The following is an 18,617-nucleotide window of genomic DNA, read 5'->3' as shown; positions in this document are numbered from 1 at the left end:
ACTATCATCGCACACTGGCCTCAACTTGGAAAGATGTGCTTCACCGGACGGTTACATCGCATTGATGTGGCGCACTGGCGAACCGGGGCTCCGTGGGCGGGCCAGGCACTTCGCCTATCTGCTGGAGGCGATGCTGCTCACGCGTCTGATGACGTTGGCCGGGGTCCAGCATCTGCACAACCATTTCGGTGAGAACTCGGCGACAGTCGCCATGCTTGCATCCTGCATCAGTGGCATCCCATATAGCATGACCATACATGGGTGTTATATCTTCTTCCACCCACGCCGATGGGCCCTGGGGGAGAAGATCGCCCGGTCTCGGTTCACAGCCTGCGTCAGCCACTACTCCATGAGCCAGTGTATGGTCTTCACGCCAGAGCAGGCGTGGGGGCGCATGTACTTGGTGCGCTGCTGCGTGGCCCCGGAATTCCTCAGCGCGACGATCACTCCCGTGCCGGAAGCTCCGAGATTCGTGTTTGTGGGGCGGTTCTGCGCCGAGAAAGGCATTCCTCTGCTCCTGGAAGCCGTGAGGCGGCTCTCTAGCGACGGGGTGGACATCCATCTGGCGATGATTGGTGACGGGCCGCTTCGGGAGGGAATCGCGGCGAGGATAGGCGAACTGGGCCTCACGAACAGCGTAACACTGAGCGGCAACCAGGATAGCTCGTACGTGCGCCATGCCATCCGGAATTCTCGGGCTCTTGTTCTGCCGAGCCTCGCCGAAGGTCTCCCTGTAGTGCTCATGGAGGCCATGGCTCTTGGCAGGCCTGTGATCGCGACGCGGGTAGGCGGCGTTGGGGAACTGGTTGAGCACGACCTGAACGGCTGGTTGGTGGACCCAGCCTCTGTTGACGGGTTGGCCGAAGCGCTGCGGGAGGCCCTGAGCTCGCCGACCAACCGACTTGAGGCCATGGGCAGGGCCGGCGCCGCCCGCGTGGCCGAACTGCACGACGTCCGAAAGGAAGCGACGAAGCTCGCGGCGCTCTTCCGTGATGGCACGACGGGAAAAAGCGGAGAATAGACGCGTGCATCTCGCGGTCAACCTCCTCCTCCTCGGACTGGCAGTCGGGCTGCTCATCCCGGTCGCCGTTCTCTTTCTGGAGTGCGCTGCCGCCGTGCTGCTGCGAAGGCGAAGTGCCGACCGCCCCGAGGCGCCGCGGCCATCCGTTGCCGTGCTAATCCCTGCCCACGATGAGGAACCCGGGATCGGGGCGACGATCTCATCGTTGCTTCCTCAACTGACCCGGGAGGACCGGCTGCTCGTGGTGGCAGACAACTGCGCCGACGGGACGGCTGAGGCAGCGCGCCGAGCGGGCGCTACCGTGATCGAGCGTTATGACCCGGAGCGGCGGGGCAAGGGCTATGCACTGGCGTACGGTATTGACTACCTCAGAGATGATCCGCCTGATGTAGTGGTGCTCCTGGACGCAGACACGCAGGTCGATCCGAACGCGCTGGTAAGTCTGGTGCGTGCGGCATGGTCCACCGGATGCCCGGCTCAAGCGGTCAATCTGCTCGATCCACCGCTCGATCCCGCGCCACGCGATCGCATCTCCTGCCTTGCCTTCACCATCAAGAACCTCGTCAGGCCGACTGGCCTCGCTGCGCTCGGGCTCCCTTGCCCGCTGACGATGGGCGTCGCCATGCCGTGGGCAGTTGCCGCTAGGGCGCCGTTGGCGAGCGGCAGCATAGTGGAAGACATGCAACTGGGCCTCGACCTTGCCATCGCGGGACACCCGCCCCGATTCTGCCCCCAGGCGTTGGTGAAGGGGCGACTTCCCGGCAAGGAAACCGCCGCGGTGTCGCAGCGGACCCGGTGGGAACACGGGCACCTTCAGACGCTGCTCAGGCAGACGCCACGGCTGCTCCGCGAAGCCCTCAAGCAGCGGCGAGGGGACCTGCTCGCCATGGCCCTTGACCTCGCGGTCCCCCCCCTGTCCCTGCTTCTCCTTGCGTGGACTGTGGCGGCGGGAGGCGCACTGGTCGCATGGTTGCTCGGGGCAAGCCCGTGGCCGGCAGCGCTGCTCGGGGTGAGCGGGGCGATGCTCGCCGGCGCCGTGCTCATGGCGTGGGGGCGCTTTGGGCGAGAGATCATCCCCTTGCGTGTCCTCCTTCGCGTCCCGGTCTATGTAGCCTGGAAAGTGCCGATCTACCTGGCGTTCCTCATCAACCGCCAGAAAACCTGGCTACGCACCGAACGGGACGCCTGCCCCGCCTCACAGGCCTGCTACCCACGGGTGGAAGATGGCGACGGCAGAACTGGCCAGTAGACTGGCCCCCGGATTGCCTGCCGTGACGCTGTGTGGCGTCAGGCTTGACGCTGTCCGCGAGGCCGAATGCGTGTCCCTCATCCTCGAGCGGCTGAAGGCGGGCCGAGGGGGGTGGGTGGTGACGGTGAACCTTGACCACCTGCGCCGCCTCGTGCGCGACGCCGAGTATGCTCGGCTCTGCCAGGGGGCCTGCCTGATGGTGGCCGACGGGATGCCGCTCGTCTGGGCGAGCCGCCTTCAGGGCACGCCGCTGCCGGAACGTGTCGCGGGCTCGAACCTGATCTCAAGTCTCAGCGCTGCGGCTGCGCGGGAAGGACGGTCGGTGTACCTCCTCGGCGGCGCTGCGGGCTCGGCCGTGGCGGCGGCCTCTCGCCTCCAGCAACGCTACACGGGCCTCAAGGTGGTCGGGACGGACTGCCCCCCAATGGGGTTCGAAGGCTCTTCCGACCAGATGGGGGCGATCGAAGAGCGGTTGCTTCGCGCACGGCCCGACATCGTCTACGTAGGCCTCGGCTCGCCCAAGCAGGAGCGGCTGATCGGTCGCCTGCGGGGCGGCTTGCCTGGCGCCTGGTGGCTCGGGGTGGGCATCAGCTTCAGCTTTCTGGGCGGCCAAGTTCGCCGTGCCCCCCGATGGATGCAACTGGCCGGGCTCGAGTGGGTGCACCGTCTGGCGCAGGAACCGCGGCGACTGGCTACGCGCTACCTCGTCCAGGGAGTGCCCTTTGCCCTGTTGCTCTTCGCGCGCGCCTGCGCCGCGCGTGGCCTCGCGCGGCACGTTGGGCCCGGCTCTGATGGTGGCTGCCGCTGAGCCCGGGCTGAACGGCCTGCTTGCGGAGGCGGGAAACCTGGGCGGTTTGCGCAAGCGGCCTCCCTGAAGTTGAGGCACCCAGTGCTGGTTCGCAGCCGGGCGCAAGAGAGGGAACTGAGCGGTTTCACGGGGGAGTGCACGCTCGGGCCATTGTTGTGGCGCGAGGGTGGATGTGACGGCGGTGTGCCCCAACCTGAAGTTGGAGGAGCTATGATGGTCGAGGGCAGAACGATCTTCATCACGGGCGGCGCCGGGTTCATCGGTTCCACTCTGGCCGGGCGACTGGTTGAGAGGAACCGGGTGATCATTTTCGACAATATGTCCAGGAACTCCCTGAAGGACAGGGCTTTCGCGGATGCCCCGAATCTCAGAGTGGTGCGAGGTGATGTGCTCGACTTCGATGGCCTGAGGAAGGCGATGCAAGGGGCCGATATCGTGGTGCACTGTGCCGCCATTGCGGGTGTCCCGACAGTCAGCAAGAGCCCAGTGACCACCATGAGGGTAAACATGATTGGCTCGGCGAATGTTCTAGCCGCGGCGGCCGAATTGGCGCGGTGCGACCGGGTGGTCTGCTTCTCCACGAGCGAGGTTTTCGGGTCCCAGGCCTTCAACTCCGAGGAGAACGACGGCGCGGTTACAGGGACTGTCGGGGAGGCCCGATGGACGTATGCAGTAAGCAAACTCGCTGAGGAGCATCTCGCTATCTCTTACTTTAACGAGAAATGGCTCCCGACCACTGTCGTGAGACCCTTCAACATCTATGGCCCTGGCCAGGTGGGTGAAGGCGCAATGCGGACATTCGTCCTCCGCGCGTTGAGGAACGAGCCCCTCGAGGTCCACGGAGACGGTACACAAATTCGGGCCTGGTGCTATGTTGACGACATGATTGAGGCTGTGCTGGTGGCCATGGGACATCCTAGGGCGGTAGGCGAATGCTTCAACATTGGGAATCAGAGAGCCGTAGTCACGATCTATGGTTTGGCAAACACAGTTGTTCGCGTCCTGCAATCGAGGTCGCCAATTGTCTTTGCGCGCAAGGAGTATGCCGATATCGAGCTTCGCATCCCCTCTGTGAGGAAGGCCAAGGAGGTGCTGGGCTTCGAAGCGAAGGTGGACCTGGAGGAAGGCATCTTGCGTACGGCGGAGTACTACAGAACTCAGCTTGCTGATGGGTTGCAGGCTGCTGTCCTCCGAAGCGAGCGAACTGGATGCCTCGGAGCCCCTGTCGATGTGGGCTCCTCTCGGGCTGCTTCGCGCTAGAGCATCTCTCGTGTGAGGTCGACATGCACGGACCAGGCCTGTGTGGACCTGGTTGGCGCGCTCCACCGTGAAGGACACGCGTGGTATAGCGGTGCTCTCGGAGGCGCCAACTGGCGTTGCGATTCCAGTGAGATGCCAGTTTTCTCCTTCGGCTTCGGTGCCAACCTGGCCATGCGTCGAGTGCCGCCAGCATCCGACGGATCGCTGAGGGTGCCCGTGGCGCCTCTACCATCATCACCGCATGGACGTGCAGGAACCCCATTAGTCCTATCTACGGTGAGCATCTGTGAGAGTCCTGATCGCAGGAGCATCCGGGTTTGTTGGGCGCAACGTGCTAATGGCCTGTCCCCGGTCATGGGATGTGGTGGGGACGTGGTGCCGGCGGGGAGATCTTGTGGGCTTCATTGAGGCAAATGGACTGAACCATGTACAACCGTTCCATTGCGACCTGGGGACACCTGAAGGCGCTGAAGCGCTATCATGCTTTGTCGGTGGGCGGGTCGACGCTGTGTTACACTTGGTCTCAAGCAGCGACCCAACGTGGTCCATTGCTCACCCTGCCGAGGAATTCAATTACACCGCGCTCCCACTCGCGCGACTCTGTGAACGGGTGAAGTCGGACCGTTTCGTCCTTGTCTCATCTGGCGCGGTGTACGAAGGGCTGACAGGAGTGGTAGGACCGAGTCGGCCATTGCGCCCGACCTTGCCCTATGCGGTTGCCAAGCTTGCCGCAGAACGTCTCGTGGAGTTCTTCCGCCAGAGAGGAAGTGTCGGGAGCTATGTGATAGTGCGGTTCATGGGCGCCTATGGCCCGTACGAGCCGCCACGGAAGATCTATACGAGGCTTGTGGAGGCATTCGGTGTGCGCCGGCAACGACAGTTCAAACTCCGCGGCGACGGGGAAAACTGGATCGACGCGATGTACATCGACGACGCTGTCCGGGGACTCCTTGCCATGCTCACTGGCGAGCCATCAGACTTGACGGTTGACTTCGGCATCGGCATGCCGCTAACGCTGAACGACTTGGTCCGAGCAGCGGCCCGCACTTTCGGTGTTGAGGATGTCCAGATCGCGTACGAGGGGGCAGTCGCCGAACACCATCGATTCCGCGTCTCTCCGGCGCGCGTGGCCGAGTTGTACAATTTCGTGCCCCACGTACCGCTGGAGGATGGACTGCACCGCCTTCACAGGTTCATCTTGGAGCACGCCGGACTGGAAAGCTGAACGGACGAAGGAGCCACATGATGCGCGTCGCAGTTCTAGGGGCAGGGCCTGCGGGGCTAGCTGCGGCCTGGCGGTTGACGCAGGATGGCCACGAGGTAACCGTCTTCGAGCGCGAAGGCCGCGTCGGGGGCCAGTCGGCAACCTTCGAAGCCGATGGGTTCCGCCTGGACTACGGGCCACATGCCTATCACGTTCGAGGAACCCGTGTCGATGCGCTATGGCGCGAGGTCCTCCACCACCGCCAACCACCGAAGCGGATTGATCAGCAGGTCTTGTTGGGTGGCAAGCGCTTCCACTACCCGTTCCAGTTCTACGAAGTACTCCGCGGTCTGCCGAAGGCTCTGGCAGCGCGCATGCTATTCGACTACTGCTGGGGCTCGCTCACAGACCTCCTCAAGAAGAGGCCCGAAGACTCATTCGAGGCATGGGGCATCAAGAGGTTTGGACGGACACTCTACGAGCTCTGTTTCGGTCAGTACACGCGCCGAGTATGGGGGATGCCACCTTCCCAGATATCGGCAAAGCTGGCGGCACAGAAGCTCTCGCAGCTCACCCTTCGCGACATCATCCTGAAGCTTCTGGGCGGCCGTGGCGAAGAGCAGAAGACCTACTGGACTGAGTTCTTCTACCCTGAGCGCGGGATCGGTGCCTTCTTCGATGCGTTGCGCAATGAGATAGTTGGAGCCGGTGGCACCATCCATCTGCATGCGGTCGTCAATACGGTACGCCTTGCAGGCGGTCAGGCAGCTGAGGTCCAGGCTGGAAGCCCCGATGGGCCACTTGTCGCCCGCGCCGACTGGGTGCTGTCAACCATTCCTATCGCTGCTCTAGCGAGAGCTGTTGCCCCGCCACTCGATGCGACGGCGCAGCGGGCAGCGGACCTTCTCCGCTTCCGCAGTCTGATGCTTGTGAATCTGGCTGTCGACCTCCCGACAGTCATGCCCCAGCACTGGGTATACCTACTAGACCCGAAGTTTCGCTTCAACCGCGTCGCGGAGCAGAAGAACCTGGGTAGGCTCTGCGCGCCTGCGAGTCGCACAGCCCTCGCGTTCGAGCTCTCGTGCAACGAGGGCGATCAGCTCTGGCAGACACCTGATCAAGCCCTCTATGAACTCGCCGCCGAGGAAGCCCGAGCCACGGGGCTCTTTCCCGAGAAGCCGATGGAGGGTATCTGTGTTCTGCGCCTCGCGGAAGCGTATCCCATCTACGACCTGGAGTTCGAACGGAACCTGGATGCCGTCCTTAGCGCGCTACGGGGGGTACCGAACCTGCTCACCTTCGGGAGAGAGGGGCTCTTCCTCAACTGCGATATTCACGACTCCATGCTGATGGGCATTGAAGCTGCCGAGTTCGCCACTGGCAGCACGGGGTCACCCGCCGCATGGTACGATAGGATGTGGGCCTGACAGGGCAAGGGGCAGGAGACCACCCTGCGGTTCCCTTGTCTCCCGGGGGCGAAGTTTCGCGACGACTCACCGGCCTCTGGCCACGGAACGCATGCATGGCACTCACATCGCCCGGAAGGCGGAACCTCATCGGAGTTTTTCTGGCCATCGCTGCCTTGTACCTTGCCCTTGTACCGAGGATCTGGCAGCTTACACCGGACAGCGCACTGTACATGGGCCTCGCCCGCTCGCTCGTGGAGGGGAAAGGCTATACGTTCAACTTCGCCCCGCACGCCATGGTGCCCCCCGGGTATCCTCTGATGCTGGCGGCTGTCCGCCTCGCTCTGGGGCAGAACTTCTGGGCCATGCAGGCTGTGAGCGCCGTGTGCGGTGTCGGCGCACTGCTCGCGGTGTACGGCCTCGTGAAGGCAAGGGCCGGGTTCTGGCCGGCGCTGGCGATTGTCCTGCTCACAGCCACGAACCGATTGTTCGTGCAGAACTCCTCGCGACCATTGTCGGACATGCCCTACGCGTTCCTGTCGCTTGCCGCATTGTGGTATGTAGAGCGAGAGCTGAGGTCGGCTAGATTGTCGGTAGCAGGATGGATGGCCGCCACAGTGCTGGGGTTGGCCGCCATCTACACCAGCCTCCGGGGCGTCGTGCTCATTCCAGCGGCGCTCTACGGTGTGCTTTTCGCTCGGGGGCGGATGCCCCGAGGCCGCTTCCGCTGGATCGCAGGAGGACTGTTGTGCGTTGTCTGGTCTGGAGCGGTTGTTTTCTGGGTCCTAAGGGGGTGGGCGCTGCCTGGCCAAGCATCGTATGCTGGGTACCACCTGACGCAGGCACGAAGTGTGCATTATGTCATGGCCGCTGTGGGGCTTCGCCTGCGTGAGTGGGCTGCGGCTCCTTTCGGGATAAGTGGGTGGCATGTGCCGACAGGCTTTGCGGCAGCATTCCTTGCTCTCGTGATTGTGCCTGGCATTGTGAAAGGGATGCGGGCACTCAGGGGGTGCGCCGAGGCCTATCTGTGCGCGTACTTTGCGATGTTTGCACTGATCCTGGGGCCTGATCCGTCCGGTGAGCCGCATCATGACATGCGGTACGCGATGCCGATCGTGCCGCTGTTGTTTTACTGTGGCTATCTGACCCTGATGGCTCTTGCGGAGTGGGCGGGCCAAAGGGGGCGCGCTCCGCGCCTGTTCCGCTCTCTGCCTGTGTTGGCCGGGTCCGCCATGCTCGTCTGGGGGCTTGCGGCTTCGGCGTGGTGGGGACTGGTGATCCGGCCTCGTGACCTCCAGGCGGTCGCTCGGTGCGTGGCATCCTTGGAGGAAGCGGGCCATTGGGCACGGGACCACATGGCTCCGGCCGCCAGGGTCTGCACCCATTTCGGCAACATCGTGCACTTCTCTACCAGACGCAAGACCACCGAATTGCGCTTGCGCACCGAAGACACCAGCGCGCCACTCCGGCGCGTCGTCGAATCCAAGTGCGAGTTCCTCGTCGTGACCAACACGCCATGTGCGCTTGGGCCCGATTGGCGCCTTCGCAAGGTTGCTGTGGACTCTCCCGAGTGCTTTGAGCTTGTGCACAGGAACGAACTTCTTTCAGTCTACCGTATCAGCGTTCAACCGGTCGCCGGCAAACCGGAATGAGGGAGAGCCTGGGCGGTCGCCAATCACGGGCAACGGCCTGGCAAGGCGCAGGTGGGGCAATGGCTCGGCCCTGGGCAGTCAAGGAGGCTGAGGCAGGCATGATCTCCGGTGGCGCCCAGAAAGGCTCGTGCCCGTCAACGGGCACCGACATGCGGTCTCCGCGCCTCGCGCGTGGGCTTGCATCAGACCCGCGTGGAAAGGTGAACCCGATGCACAAGGTCACGCTCATTTGTGTTGGGCTGTCGCTGCTGGCCTGGGGGCGGGCGGAACCTGGGACCGTCGGGATCAGCAGCTACTACCCTAACCGGACCGCCGCCATTCAAGCGCCATCCGCGCTACAGGCGCCCCTGAGCCTGGCTGCCCGGTCGCCCAGTCTCGGTTCATCAGGGAATGGGTCGCTGTCCTCGGGGGGAGTCGGCCAGAGATGGACGCCGCCACCGAGCAGCTATGGGCTCTCCAGGAACCCCGGCGCAGACCTCAGGTATGGCTACCAGGACCCGAGAACGCGTGCGTTGCTCTACCCGTCCACGTACCTTGGGCTGAGTTCTCAGTCCTCTCTGGATGCCCTGTGGCGTCGGGAGACGCCGTCGCTTGGGATGAGCGCTCCGCGGAACATGGAGCTTTTCCAGGCTGACCCGCCGTCATCGTTGGATGGGTTGCCTCACCGGCGGATTCCTCTGGGCATGGCGGTCCCCGGCAACATGGAGTTGTTTGGACGGTGATGACGCGCAGAGACTGCGCGTAGCCCTTGCCCTGCGCCAAGGGGCGTCGTGGTGCGGGGCAAGGGCTGGACCCGAGCGGCGGCGGGCGCCGCCGAGGGATGGGGTGTGTGCGGAAGGGCAGGGGGCTGCCAGACAGCTCCCTGCCCTTCGGTCATTTGGGGGCGGCGCGCTGCGAAGTGCGCGTCGGGTCCGGGTGTTCGGAGGCGACGTGGTGAGTCCGGCGCCAGATGCTCCAGGGCCAGTTACGCCCCCCGGGTTGGGCGGTCGTGGCTCGGCTGGCCTGGGACATAGGTGTGGGTGTGGCCGCTCGTCGCGGACCCGGGGGTTCCTCGGGGAGGCTGTGCCGAGTGCCTGGTGGGCGCAGCCTGTCCATGCTGTATCAACCCTGTGAGGTGGGAAGTGATACAGCATGGGTGGATGGCCGAGAATGGGCGATTCCTGCGGCTCCGGCCATACTCGCTCATCTGCGCGATGAGCAAGCATGGGAGGGGGGATGGCCTGGGAGCGTAAAGTGTTGCGGCATAGATGGTTATGGGGCGGACCTGGCTGGCGCAGCAGCCCCCGCCCCACGATCCCCACCGGCGGCCACGGCCGGGGCGCCGAACGCGGGTGAGCTCTAGCTGTCCTTCGGCCGCTGTACGTCAGCGGGGCTTCAGAGGGCCGATGTAGCTGCGGGCCAGCACGAGGTCGTCGAACCATACCTTGCTCTCGTGGCCCTGGGGGGTCTTGGTGATGTAGACGAGGACCCAGAGGAAGTTGAGCTTGAGGGCGTCGGTGTTGCGCCAGCGGAAGCCCTCAAAGGGCTCGCCGCCCTGGGCGACGCGAAAGGTCTCGCGGTCGCCCTTCTGGTCGTTCCAGCGGATGCACTCGCCGCCTTGGCCGGGGAGGAACCGGTCGAAGGTCCACTTGCCCTTGGGAAATCCCTTGCCCAGGTGCCCCGCGAGCTTGCCGTCCACCCACAGGGCCTGCTCGCCGTTGGAGTCGCCCACGTCGTTGAGCTTCATCATGACTTCGATGCATTGCCACTGGCCCTTGGGGACGGGCGGCTTGGCGTCGCCGAGGAACGAGTTGCCCCAGCACTGCCCGCGCGGCGGGCTGCCGCGCATGTCCATCCAGTAGCTATAGAAGTCCCACTGCCAGGCGTTGCCGTAGGGCTCGATGCCGGTGGTGAAGCGCTCGTGGCCTTTGGGGCGGGTGCCCGCCCCGCCCTGGGGGTGAGGCGTCGGCGGGTTGTAGCCGCCGAGGTGCATGAAATGGTGGATCTGGCCGCAGTCCTTGTCGAACTTGACGTAGAAGCGGAGGAAGAGCTGGTCGAAGCCGGGCTTGAAGTTCTTGTAGAGGTGGCCGCCCTCGCCCTGGCCGCCGATGTGGGTGAAGAGGATGGACTTCTTGCCGCGGCTGGCGGATGGCACGTCGCTGGAGAGGGAGGTGATCTTGTCGTTGACCTGGTTCCAGCGGCCCTTGAGGGCGTCGAGGGACGGGGCCTCGAAGTTCTCGACGAACACCACGTCGGGGTGCTTCTCGATTCCTGCGTCGCCCGGGTGTTTCGCCGCGATGCCGGCGTCGCCCTGGGGGAGCTTGGCGGTGCCGGCAGCGGCTGTGCTTGCCAGCACGGCGGTCCATAGCAGGCCGGCCCCGCGGGTGCGCATTCGCTTCTCCTTGCAGCGCTCTTGCAATCTCCGCCCCTCTCATTATACTGCTTCCGGCTGAGAAAATGTTCCATTCGACAGGAGGCAGGAAGATGAGTCGGCTCTGGCCTATGGCCCTGGCGGCCGTGTGTCTTGCGGCGATGCCCGCCGCGGCCGCCGAGGGGGGAAAGGAGAAGCGTCGCGTGGACCCCGCTTTCGAGCCTGTGCCGGATGAGCCGGGCCTGCCGCGTGTGCTGCTGATCGGCGACTCGATCTCCATTGGCTACACGCTGCCCGTGCGCGCGCTCTTGAAGGGCCAGGCCAATGTGCATCGGCCGCCGACCAACTGCGGCTCCACGACGACGGGCCTCCAGGAGCTCGACCAGTGGCTTGGGAGCGGCAAGTGGGACGTCATCCACTTCAACTTCGGCCTGCACGATCTGAAGTATGCAGATGAGCGGGGCAATCTCGTGGCGGTGGACCGCGGCACGCAGCAGGTGCCCGTGGGGCAGTATGAGAAGAACCTCGAGGAATTGGTCACCCGCCTCGAGAAGACGGGAGCCAAGCTCATCTGGGCCTCGACCACGCCGGTGCCCGAGGGCGCCCAGGGCCGCGTGCCGGGCGACGAGGTGAAATACAACGCCGCCGCGAAGCGGGTGATGGACAAGCACGGCGTGGCGATCAACGACCTTCACGCCTTTGCGAGCCAGTTCAAGGACGAGAAGGCGATTCAGATGGAGAGGAACGTGCATTTCATGCGAAGCGGCTCGGTCGAGCTGGCCAGGCAGGTTGTCGCCCACATTCTCAAAGCCCTGGGCAAGCCAGCGGCGGAGAAATGATGAGGAAGCCGGGAATGCAGGAAAGGAAGCGGGGAGCCAGGGGGAGGGCGTGCATGCGCGCACGCGGAATCTTCGTTGCCGCGCTCGCGGCGGCCGCGGCCTGGGCCGGCGAGGCGGCGCGGTCTGTGGGGATCGAGGTGCTGGATGCGGCGGGCGCCGTCGTCGCGCAACGAGCGGCATCGGCCGATGGGATCGCCACTCTGGCCTTCGAGCGGGAGTTTGCCAAAGGCGACCGCGTCCGCATCACGGGGCCAAAGCACCTCGTCGTCCGCCTCAACGAGAAGATGCCCCAGTGCCTGGTCTATGCTCCGCAGGGCGTGGTCGAGTATCCGATCCCCTCGGGCACCGAGCGGCGCGTCTACCCGCCCGAGCAGTTCGCCGGCGTCCGCCACTCGGCCATGGCCCGGCCCGCCGCGGCGGAGGACCTGGCCACCTACCGCAACGTGGCCTTCAACCCCTACGACGTGCGCGGCACGAGCACCTTCTTCCCGCACGCCACCTCGAACAGCGAGTGCCGCAACGAGCCCGACTTTGCGGCGCGCAACGCCATTGACGGCCTGTCGAAGAACAAGGGCCACGGCCCCTGGCCCCACCAGTCGTGGGGGCCGGACAGGCGGGCCGACCTGTGGTGGAAGGTGGAGTTCGGCCGCCCCGTCGAGGTGGACAAGCTCGTCCTGCACATCCGCGCCGACTTCCCGCACGACCGCCACTGGCACGCCGCGACCGTCGAGTTCTCCGACGGCTCCCGCGAGAAGATCGAGATCAGAAAGCAGGCCGAGCCGCAGACCTTCGAGTTCACGAAGCGCGCGGTCGCCTGGCTTCAGCTCACCGATCTGATGCAGCAGCCGCCGCTCGGCTGGTGCGCTCTCACCGAGGTCGAGGTCTGGGGCAAGGACGCGCCGCCCGCTTCCGTCCAGTGACGCGAGCCGTCCACAACGAAAGGACCTGTGATGCCCAACCGCTACCCGCCCATCAATCCGAAGTGCCCCCACTTCCTCCACGGTGGCGACTACAATCCCGACCAGTGGCCGCCCGAGGTGTGGGACGAGGATATGCGCCTGATGACGCTGGCCCACTGCAACGCCATGTCCGTGGGCATCTTCGCCTGGGCGCGCCTCGAGCCGGCCGAGGGGCAGTTCGACTTCTCCTGGCTCGACACCATCATGGATAAGCTGGCCGCGAACAGCGCCTACGCCGTCCTCGCCACCCCCAGCGGCGCCCGGCCCGCCTGGCTCTCGCAGAAGTATCCCGAGGTTCTCCGCACCCGCCCCGACCGCACGCGCAACCTGCACGGCGGCCGCCACAACCACTGCCTCACCTCGCCCGTCTACCGCGACAAGGTGCGGATCATCAACACCAAGCTGGCCGAACGCTACAAGGACCATCCCGCCCTCCTCGTGTGGCACCTCTCCAACGAGTACAGCGGCGAATGCCACTGCGAGCTCTGCCGCGCCGCCTTCCGGGCCTGGCTCCGCGGCAAGTACGGCTCGCTCGACGCCCTCAATCGCGCCTGGTGGACCGCCTTCTGGAGCCACACCTACACCGACTGGTCGCAGGTCGAGCCGCCCAGCCCCATCGGCGAGGGCAGCGTGCACGGCCTCAACCTCGACTGGAAGCGCTTCGTCACCGACCAGACGACCGACTTCATGCTCGCCGAGATCGAGCCGCTCAAGCGCCTCACGCCCGACGTGCCGGTGACGACCAACATGATGGGCACCTACCCCGGCCTCAACTACTGGAAGATGGCCCCGCACCTCGACGTGATCTCGTGGGACAGCTATCCCCAATGGCACGGCGAGCGGCCCGACGAGCAGCTTGCCTGCGAGGTGGCCTTCGTGCACGACATCAACCGCTCGATGAAGGGCGGCAAGCCGTTCATGCTCATGGAGAGCACGCCCAGCATGACCAACTGGATGCCCGTGGCCAAGCTCAAGCGGCCGGGCATGCACCTCCTGTCGTCCCTCCAGGCCGTGGCCCACGGCGCCGACACCGTGCAGTACTTCCAGTGGCGCAAGAGCCGCGGCTCCGCCGAGAAGTTCCACGGCGCCGTCGTGGACCACTGCGGCCACGAGCGGACCCGCGTCTTCCGCGACGTGGCCGAGCTCGGCCAGGTCCTCGAGCGGCTCGACCCCATCGTCGGCACCACCGTCCGCCCCGACGCTGCCGTCCTCTACGACTGGGAGAATAACTGGGCCATCGCCGACGCCCAGTGCCTGCGGCGCGACAAGGGCTACCTGGCCGACTGCCTCGCCCACTACCGCCAGCTCTGGCGCCGCGGCATCCCCGCCGACGTGATCGACATGGAGCAGGACTTCGCCCGCTACAAGCTCGTCATCGCCCCGATGCTCTACATGGTCCGCCCCGGCGTGGCCGAGCGGCTCGCCGACTTCGTCGCCAAGGGCGGCACCCTCGTCGCCACCTACTGGAGCGGCATCGTGGACGAGAACGACCTGTGCTTCCTCGGCGGCTTCCCCGGCCCGCTCCGGGAACTCCTGGGCATCTGGGACGAGGAGATCGACTCCATCCACGAGAGCGAACGCAATCATGTCGTGCCGATCGCGCGGAATGGCCTCGGCCTGAGCGGCGAGTACGAGGCCCGGCAGCTCTGCGCCCTCATCCACGCCGAGACCGCCAGGGTGCTGGCCACCTACCGCGATGACTTCTACGCCGGCCGCCCTGCGCTCACGGTGAACAAGGTTGGCAAAGGGCGGGCCTTCTATGTCGCCTCGCGCAACGACGAACGGTTCCTCAGCGACCTCTATGGCGCCCTGGCCGACCAGCTCGACCTGTTGCGCGCTCTCGACGCCTATCTGCCCCAGGGCGTCAGCGCTCAGGTCCGCACCGACGGCGAGCGGCAGTTCATCTTCCTGATGAACTTCGCCCCGAACGAGGCCGCGGTGACGCTGGGCCGGACCCGCTTCACCGATCTGCTCACGGGCCAGCGCGTGCGCGGCAAGGCCACCCTGCCCGCCTATGGCGTGATGGTGCTCGGCTAGGAGCCTGTCCAGGAATCCGCGTGAGGCTGCGACGCCTGCGATTCTGGCCGCAGGCAACGCCATGCGACGGATAGGACCGATGGGGCGGATAGGCCAGAGCGGACAGGGCAGGAAACGCCCCCCAGCCTGTCCGAGAGGGAGTGCCTGCGGCAGCGGCTAGCGCTCCATCGCTACGGCTCCGCTTGCGCACGGATCGGCGGCTTGTAGATGCGGATAGCCTTCAGGGCCGCCTTGCCCACGAGTTCGAGCTTGTGCCGTGTGTTGGGCAAGCCCTGGGCGAGGGTCGTGGGCAATTCCTGGCCCAAGTAGTCGCCGAGCGTGGGGGCCTCGAACTCGTCGCGGAACAGCGGGAGGACCCGCCAGCGGACCTTGAATCCGTCGGGCGTGGGCTTGTTCGACACCTTGCGGTCGTAGGCGAAGACCCAGTCGTCGGGCTGGATGACGATGCGGCCCGACTTCGAGACGAAGCGCTCCTTCGCCGTGCCCTCGCCGTCGGGGCCGGTCACGGAGCCGACGACGCTGAACCGGAACTCATCGGCCGCGTCGTTGAAGCCCGTGCACGTGGCGGTCCACTCCTCGAGCACGAGCGGCTTCTCGTGCCCGATGGCCTTGATGGCGGGCCAGCCGATGTTGGCCGTGCCGGTGGGGCGGGCGTGGTAGTAGAGCTCGGGGAACTCGCTCGGCCTCCTGCCGTCGAGAAGCACGCGGCACTTGCCGCCGCCGGTCGGCTCGGCGAGAGCGACCACGCGGTTGCCCTCGAACTCCAGTGTCAGGCGGTCGCCCTCCCACTTCACGTCGTCGCCGACCGCGTAGTCGCGCACCAGGCCCTTCCACTCGTCCTGCGGCAGGTCGGGGCGGTAGACGAGCTCCTGATTGACCAGCTCGGCCATCAGGAACTCGCCATGCTCGTTGAGGTGGACTCCGTCGCGAAGGAGTTGCTGGGGCTTGAGGGCGCGGTCCGCGAGGTACTGCTTCCACGACTCGCGGATGCGGCTGAGCTGGCAACCGTATCTCGCCGCGTAGGCGGGGAGGAACGTGTAGTTCATCTTCTTCGTCCAGTCGTCCTCGGCCTCCTTGGTCACGTGGTCGGTCTGGATGAGGATTTCGGCGGTCGTGCGCTCGCGGGTGCGGCGGATGATGTCCTCGTAGCGCACGTGGTGGCCGTAGACGTGGAAGATGAGCAGATCGGGGTAGAAGGGATAGAGGTCGTACTCGGCGGTTCGCACGAGGAGTTGCGAGGCGAAGCCGCCGATGGCGAGGTTGGCGCACTCGAGGTCGGCATGGGGGAAGCGGCGGCGCAGGTCGGCCTCGACCCGCTTCCACCACGGCTGCACCGTGATGCTTTGGCCGTAGAAGAGGATGCGCACCTTGTGGCGCTTCTCGGGCGTGCTTGTGGCGAGCAGCGTCATCGTGCGCTGAATGTGTTGGCCATAGCCCGCCGTGTCGGCGGGCGGCTTAGGCTTTGGGTACTCGCCCGCGGTCGCGGCGATCGCGGCCAACGCCAGCATCGCGCACATCCAGGGCTGAGGCATTCGGGCCTCCTGCTCAAGGGTCGAGGGTGAAGGGGATGCCGCTCTTGAAGTCGGGCGGCAGCCAGACGGGCAGGCCCGCGAGCGACTTGCGGGCGGCCTCGCTGGTGGGGATGCCCCAGGCGGTGAAGAACGGGCCGAGGTCGCGCCCCACTTCGCGCGAGAAGCGCACGAGGAACTGGTCGCGCTTCTGGTCGTCGTTGTGCGGCAGATCGCCGGACCGCGCGGCGCGGTAGCCGGCGAACACGCGCTGGTAGGCGCCCCAGCCGAACGCCTGCTGGAGCTGGGCGTAGAACATCAGCGACAGGGCGGGGTCGCGGCACCAGTCCTCGAACTTCGCGCCGTCGGCGAAGTACTTGGCCACGGTCTTGTTGCGTTGGGGCGGGTTGAGCCACGAGTTCTTCGCCACCGGCTCGTTGCTCACGCGCTCGCAGCAGTAGAGGCTGAAGAGGTTCACGGTGGTCTCGCCCGTGCCGCCGAAGGTCCAGTGGCCGCTCTGGTGGTTGTGGCCGAGTTCGTGCCAGAAGCCCCAGCAGGTGCTGGCGCCGCCCTTGACCAGCTTGTCGCGGTCCACCATGGTCGGCGGCACGTCGAGGAAGGTCATGATGGGATAGCCCGAGTGCATGTAGCCGGCGCTGATCTGCTGGTCGGAGCAGATGCGCTCGGGGCGTTCGCGGTCGCGCGGCATCGCCGCCAGGTCGGCGATGGCGTCGAGGCCGGCGTCCCACACGTTCATCAGGGCCTCCGGGTCGTCGAGGCCACGCACGACGGAGGCGGGGATGATGAGGATGATCTTACGGGTGGCCAACTCGGCGAAGGGCGCGGGGCGCTTGCGGATCTCGGTGCGCCACAGGTGCAGCGGCGTCTCGCCCTGGACGAAGTACGGCATTTCCACGGCGCCCTTGATGCGGACCTCGATGCGGCCGAGCTTGCAGCCGCGCGGGACGGTGATGTAGACGATGCCGCCGAAGGGATTGCCGAACCGCGTCGTCGGCGCCGTGAGGGCGGTCGCATAGCTGATCTCGGGAAAGCGGCTCCAGCGGTCGTGGCCCCAGATGTGGTCGGTGTGGGCTCCGATGCGCAGGCCCAGGCCGGCCTTGGCCGCCTCGGGCGGCAGCGTGACCTCGAGGGCCTCGCCGGGCGCGGCGTAGAGGCCCGTGCTCGCCCAGTCGGGCACCGCGGTGTCCACAGTTACGGTCCTCTCGACGCGCCTGGCCTCGGGCGGCACGGGGCCTGGGAAGCCGGCGGCGGCGGGATGAGCCTTAAGCTTCTCGGCCGGGGTACGGCGCATCTCGGCGTTCTGGAGCACGCAGGCGATGCGCCCAATGGGGTTGTCGAGCCCGAGCGGCTGCTTCGGCATGGGCACGGCGGCTTCGCCCTGCTTCGCGATGAGGGCATGGAGCTTCGGCAGGAGCAGCGTGTCGCCGTCCGGCACGGCGGCGCACGCGCTGGTGAGCGTAGCGCCCACCTGCGCAAGGTCGTCCTTCGACAGCTTGGGGCCGTCGTTCGCCTGGCGCTCGAGGGCGGCCAGGGCGCGGCCGGCGTGGGTGAGGTCGAGCCCGCTCCGGTCGGCCAGGAAGCCCTCCTTGCCCGTGTTGCCCACGATGCCATCGGCGATGACGAGGCCCATCTGCGCCGTCAGGCGGTTGCCGCCGTGGTCGTTGGGCAGCGACAGGCGCGGGTTGAGCTGCTGCCAGCCCCAGCCGGGGATGCCGTCGAAGTAGCCGCCGCCGCCCTCGATGAAGGCCGCCACCGCGTCGCGCAACGGCCCGCGGTCGGGCGCCGTGAACTGGTTGCCGCTGACGAACAACACGTCGGCCTTCGGCAGGCTGTCGGCGAGTTGCCCCACGCCGAGGACCGAGACCTCGAAGCCCGCCTCCTTGAGCACGGGCGCGACCTGGCGGTGGTCCACCACCAGCACGCGGATCGGCTTCGGGCGGTCGCCGGCCAGCCACGTGGCGGTGTTCACGATGAGCTGGCGCTGGTCGGGCCGCTGCGTGGTGCCGTAGAGGCCCTCGTGGCCGGCCAGCACCACCCGCCCCTTGCCCCAGCGTGCCGCGGCGAGCACAGGCAGGCGGGCCTTGCCGTTCCGCCCTGTCATCACGGGAAATGCCTTGTCGCCGAACACGGCCACGGGGCCCACGGCCGCGCCGGGCGCGACGATTTCCGTCACGCCCTTCAGCAGCGCCTCCAAGTCGGCCGGCTCGGCCCCCGCCAGCCGAAGTCCGGCGAGCACCGCCCACAGAAGGCCCCACGAACGAACGAGGTTGGGTTTCAGGGTTGATTCCTCTCTTTCTTTGTGC

At 66.2% G+C, this 18,617-nt stretch carries 13 protein-coding genes; 10 read left to right on the top strand and 3 right to left on the bottom strand.

Translation table 11 applies throughout. The features are described 5' to 3' along the window. From PLE19_09380 to PLE19_09350, 7 genes are all read left to right on the top strand, one after another. Window positions 1–1,021, top strand: a 1,021-nt coding sequence (locus tag PLE19_09380; GenBank protein ID HPD15151.1) for a glycosyltransferase, incomplete at its 5' end; no start/stop codon positions are given. A 4-nt stretch (window positions 1,022–1,025) separates the two neighbouring features. Further along, window positions 1,026–2,270, top strand: coding sequence for a glycosyltransferase (locus PLE19_09375; protein HPD15150.1), 1,245 nt, complete (start codon window positions 1,026–1,028; stop codon window positions 2,268–2,270). After that, window positions 2,245–3,078 (top strand): WecB/TagA/CpsF family glycosyltransferase, encoded by an 834-nt coding sequence (locus tag PLE19_09370; GenBank protein HPD15149.1) that lies wholly within the window; start codon window positions 2,245–2,247, stop codon window positions 3,076–3,078. Before PLE19_09375 ends, PLE19_09370 begins: the two co-directional genes overlap by 26 nt. Before the next feature lie 213 nt (window positions 3,079–3,291). Further along, a complete protein-coding gene (locus PLE19_09365; protein ID HPD15148.1) occupies window positions 3,292–4,338 on the top strand; it encodes an NAD-dependent epimerase/dehydratase family protein in 1,047 nt (348 codons plus the stop codon). Between the two features lie 286 nt (window positions 4,339–4,624). Continuing rightward, window positions 4,625–5,563, top strand: a complete 939-nt coding sequence (locus PLE19_09360) for an NAD(P)-dependent oxidoreductase (protein ID HPD15147.1) — start codon at window positions 4,625–4,627, stop codon at window positions 5,561–5,563. 20 nt (window positions 5,564–5,583) lie between these two features. Continuing rightward, complete coding sequence (locus tag PLE19_09355; GenBank protein HPD15146.1) at window positions 5,584–6,969, top strand: FAD-dependent oxidoreductase; 1,386 nt, start codon at window positions 5,584–5,586, stop codon at window positions 6,967–6,969. Between the two features lie 95 nt (window positions 6,970–7,064). Next, a complete protein-coding gene (locus PLE19_09350; GenBank protein HPD15145.1) occupies window positions 7,065–8,600 on the top strand; it encodes a glycosyltransferase family 39 protein in 1,536 nt (511 codons plus the stop codon). A 1,363-nt stretch (window positions 8,601–9,963) separates the two neighbouring features. Here PLE19_09350 and PLE19_09345 read toward each other — a convergent pair. Beyond that, a complete protein-coding gene (locus tag PLE19_09345) occupies window positions 9,964–10,971 on the bottom strand; it encodes a hypothetical protein (GenBank protein ID HPD15144.1) in 1,008 nt (335 codons plus the stop codon). Window positions 10,972–11,063: 92 nt separating this feature from the next. On the opposite strand from PLE19_09345, the gene PLE19_09340 reads away from it, so the two are divergent. The 3 genes from PLE19_09340 to PLE19_09330 are packed head-to-tail and all read left to right on the top strand — an operon-like array spanning window position 11,064 to window position 14,785. Next, complete coding sequence (locus tag PLE19_09340; GenBank protein ID HPD15143.1) at window positions 11,064–11,789, top strand: SGNH/GDSL hydrolase family protein; 726 nt, start codon at window positions 11,064–11,066, stop codon at window positions 11,787–11,789. A gap of 53 nt (window positions 11,790–11,842) precedes the next feature. Beyond that, window positions 11,843–12,709 carry a carbohydrate-binding protein gene (locus tag PLE19_09335; protein HPD15142.1) on the top strand — a complete coding sequence of 289 codons (867 nt, stop codon included), beginning with the start codon at window positions 11,843–11,845 and terminating at the stop codon, window positions 12,707–12,709. A 30-nt stretch (window positions 12,710–12,739) separates the two neighbouring features. Further along, window positions 12,740–14,785 carry a beta-galactosidase gene (locus PLE19_09330; GenBank protein HPD15141.1) on the top strand — a complete coding sequence of 682 codons (2,046 nt, stop codon included), beginning with the start codon at window positions 12,740–12,742 and terminating at the stop codon, window positions 14,783–14,785. A gap of 170 nt (window positions 14,786–14,955) precedes the next feature. Here the strand turns inward: PLE19_09330 and PLE19_09325 are convergent, their stop codons facing one another. After that, window positions 14,956–16,317, bottom strand: a complete 1,362-nt coding sequence (locus PLE19_09325) for an SGNH/GDSL hydrolase family protein (GenBank protein ID HPD15140.1) — start codon at window positions 16,315–16,317, stop codon at window positions 14,956–14,958. Between the two features lie 13 nt (window positions 16,318–16,330). Continuing rightward, on the bottom strand, window positions 16,331–18,550 hold the full coding sequence (locus PLE19_09320; GenBank protein HPD15139.1) for a M60 family metallopeptidase: 2,220 nt from the start codon (window positions 18,548–18,550) through the stop codon (window positions 16,331–16,333). Window positions 18,551–18,617: the final 67 nt, after the last annotated feature.

The organism is Planctomycetota bacterium (assembly GCA_035384565.1).
Classification (GTDB): domain Bacteria; phylum Planctomycetota; class PUPC01; order DSUN01; family DSUN01; genus DAOOIT01.
Note: the sequence above shows the minus strand (reverse complement) of the source record. Positions and strands in the feature narration are given on the sequence as shown.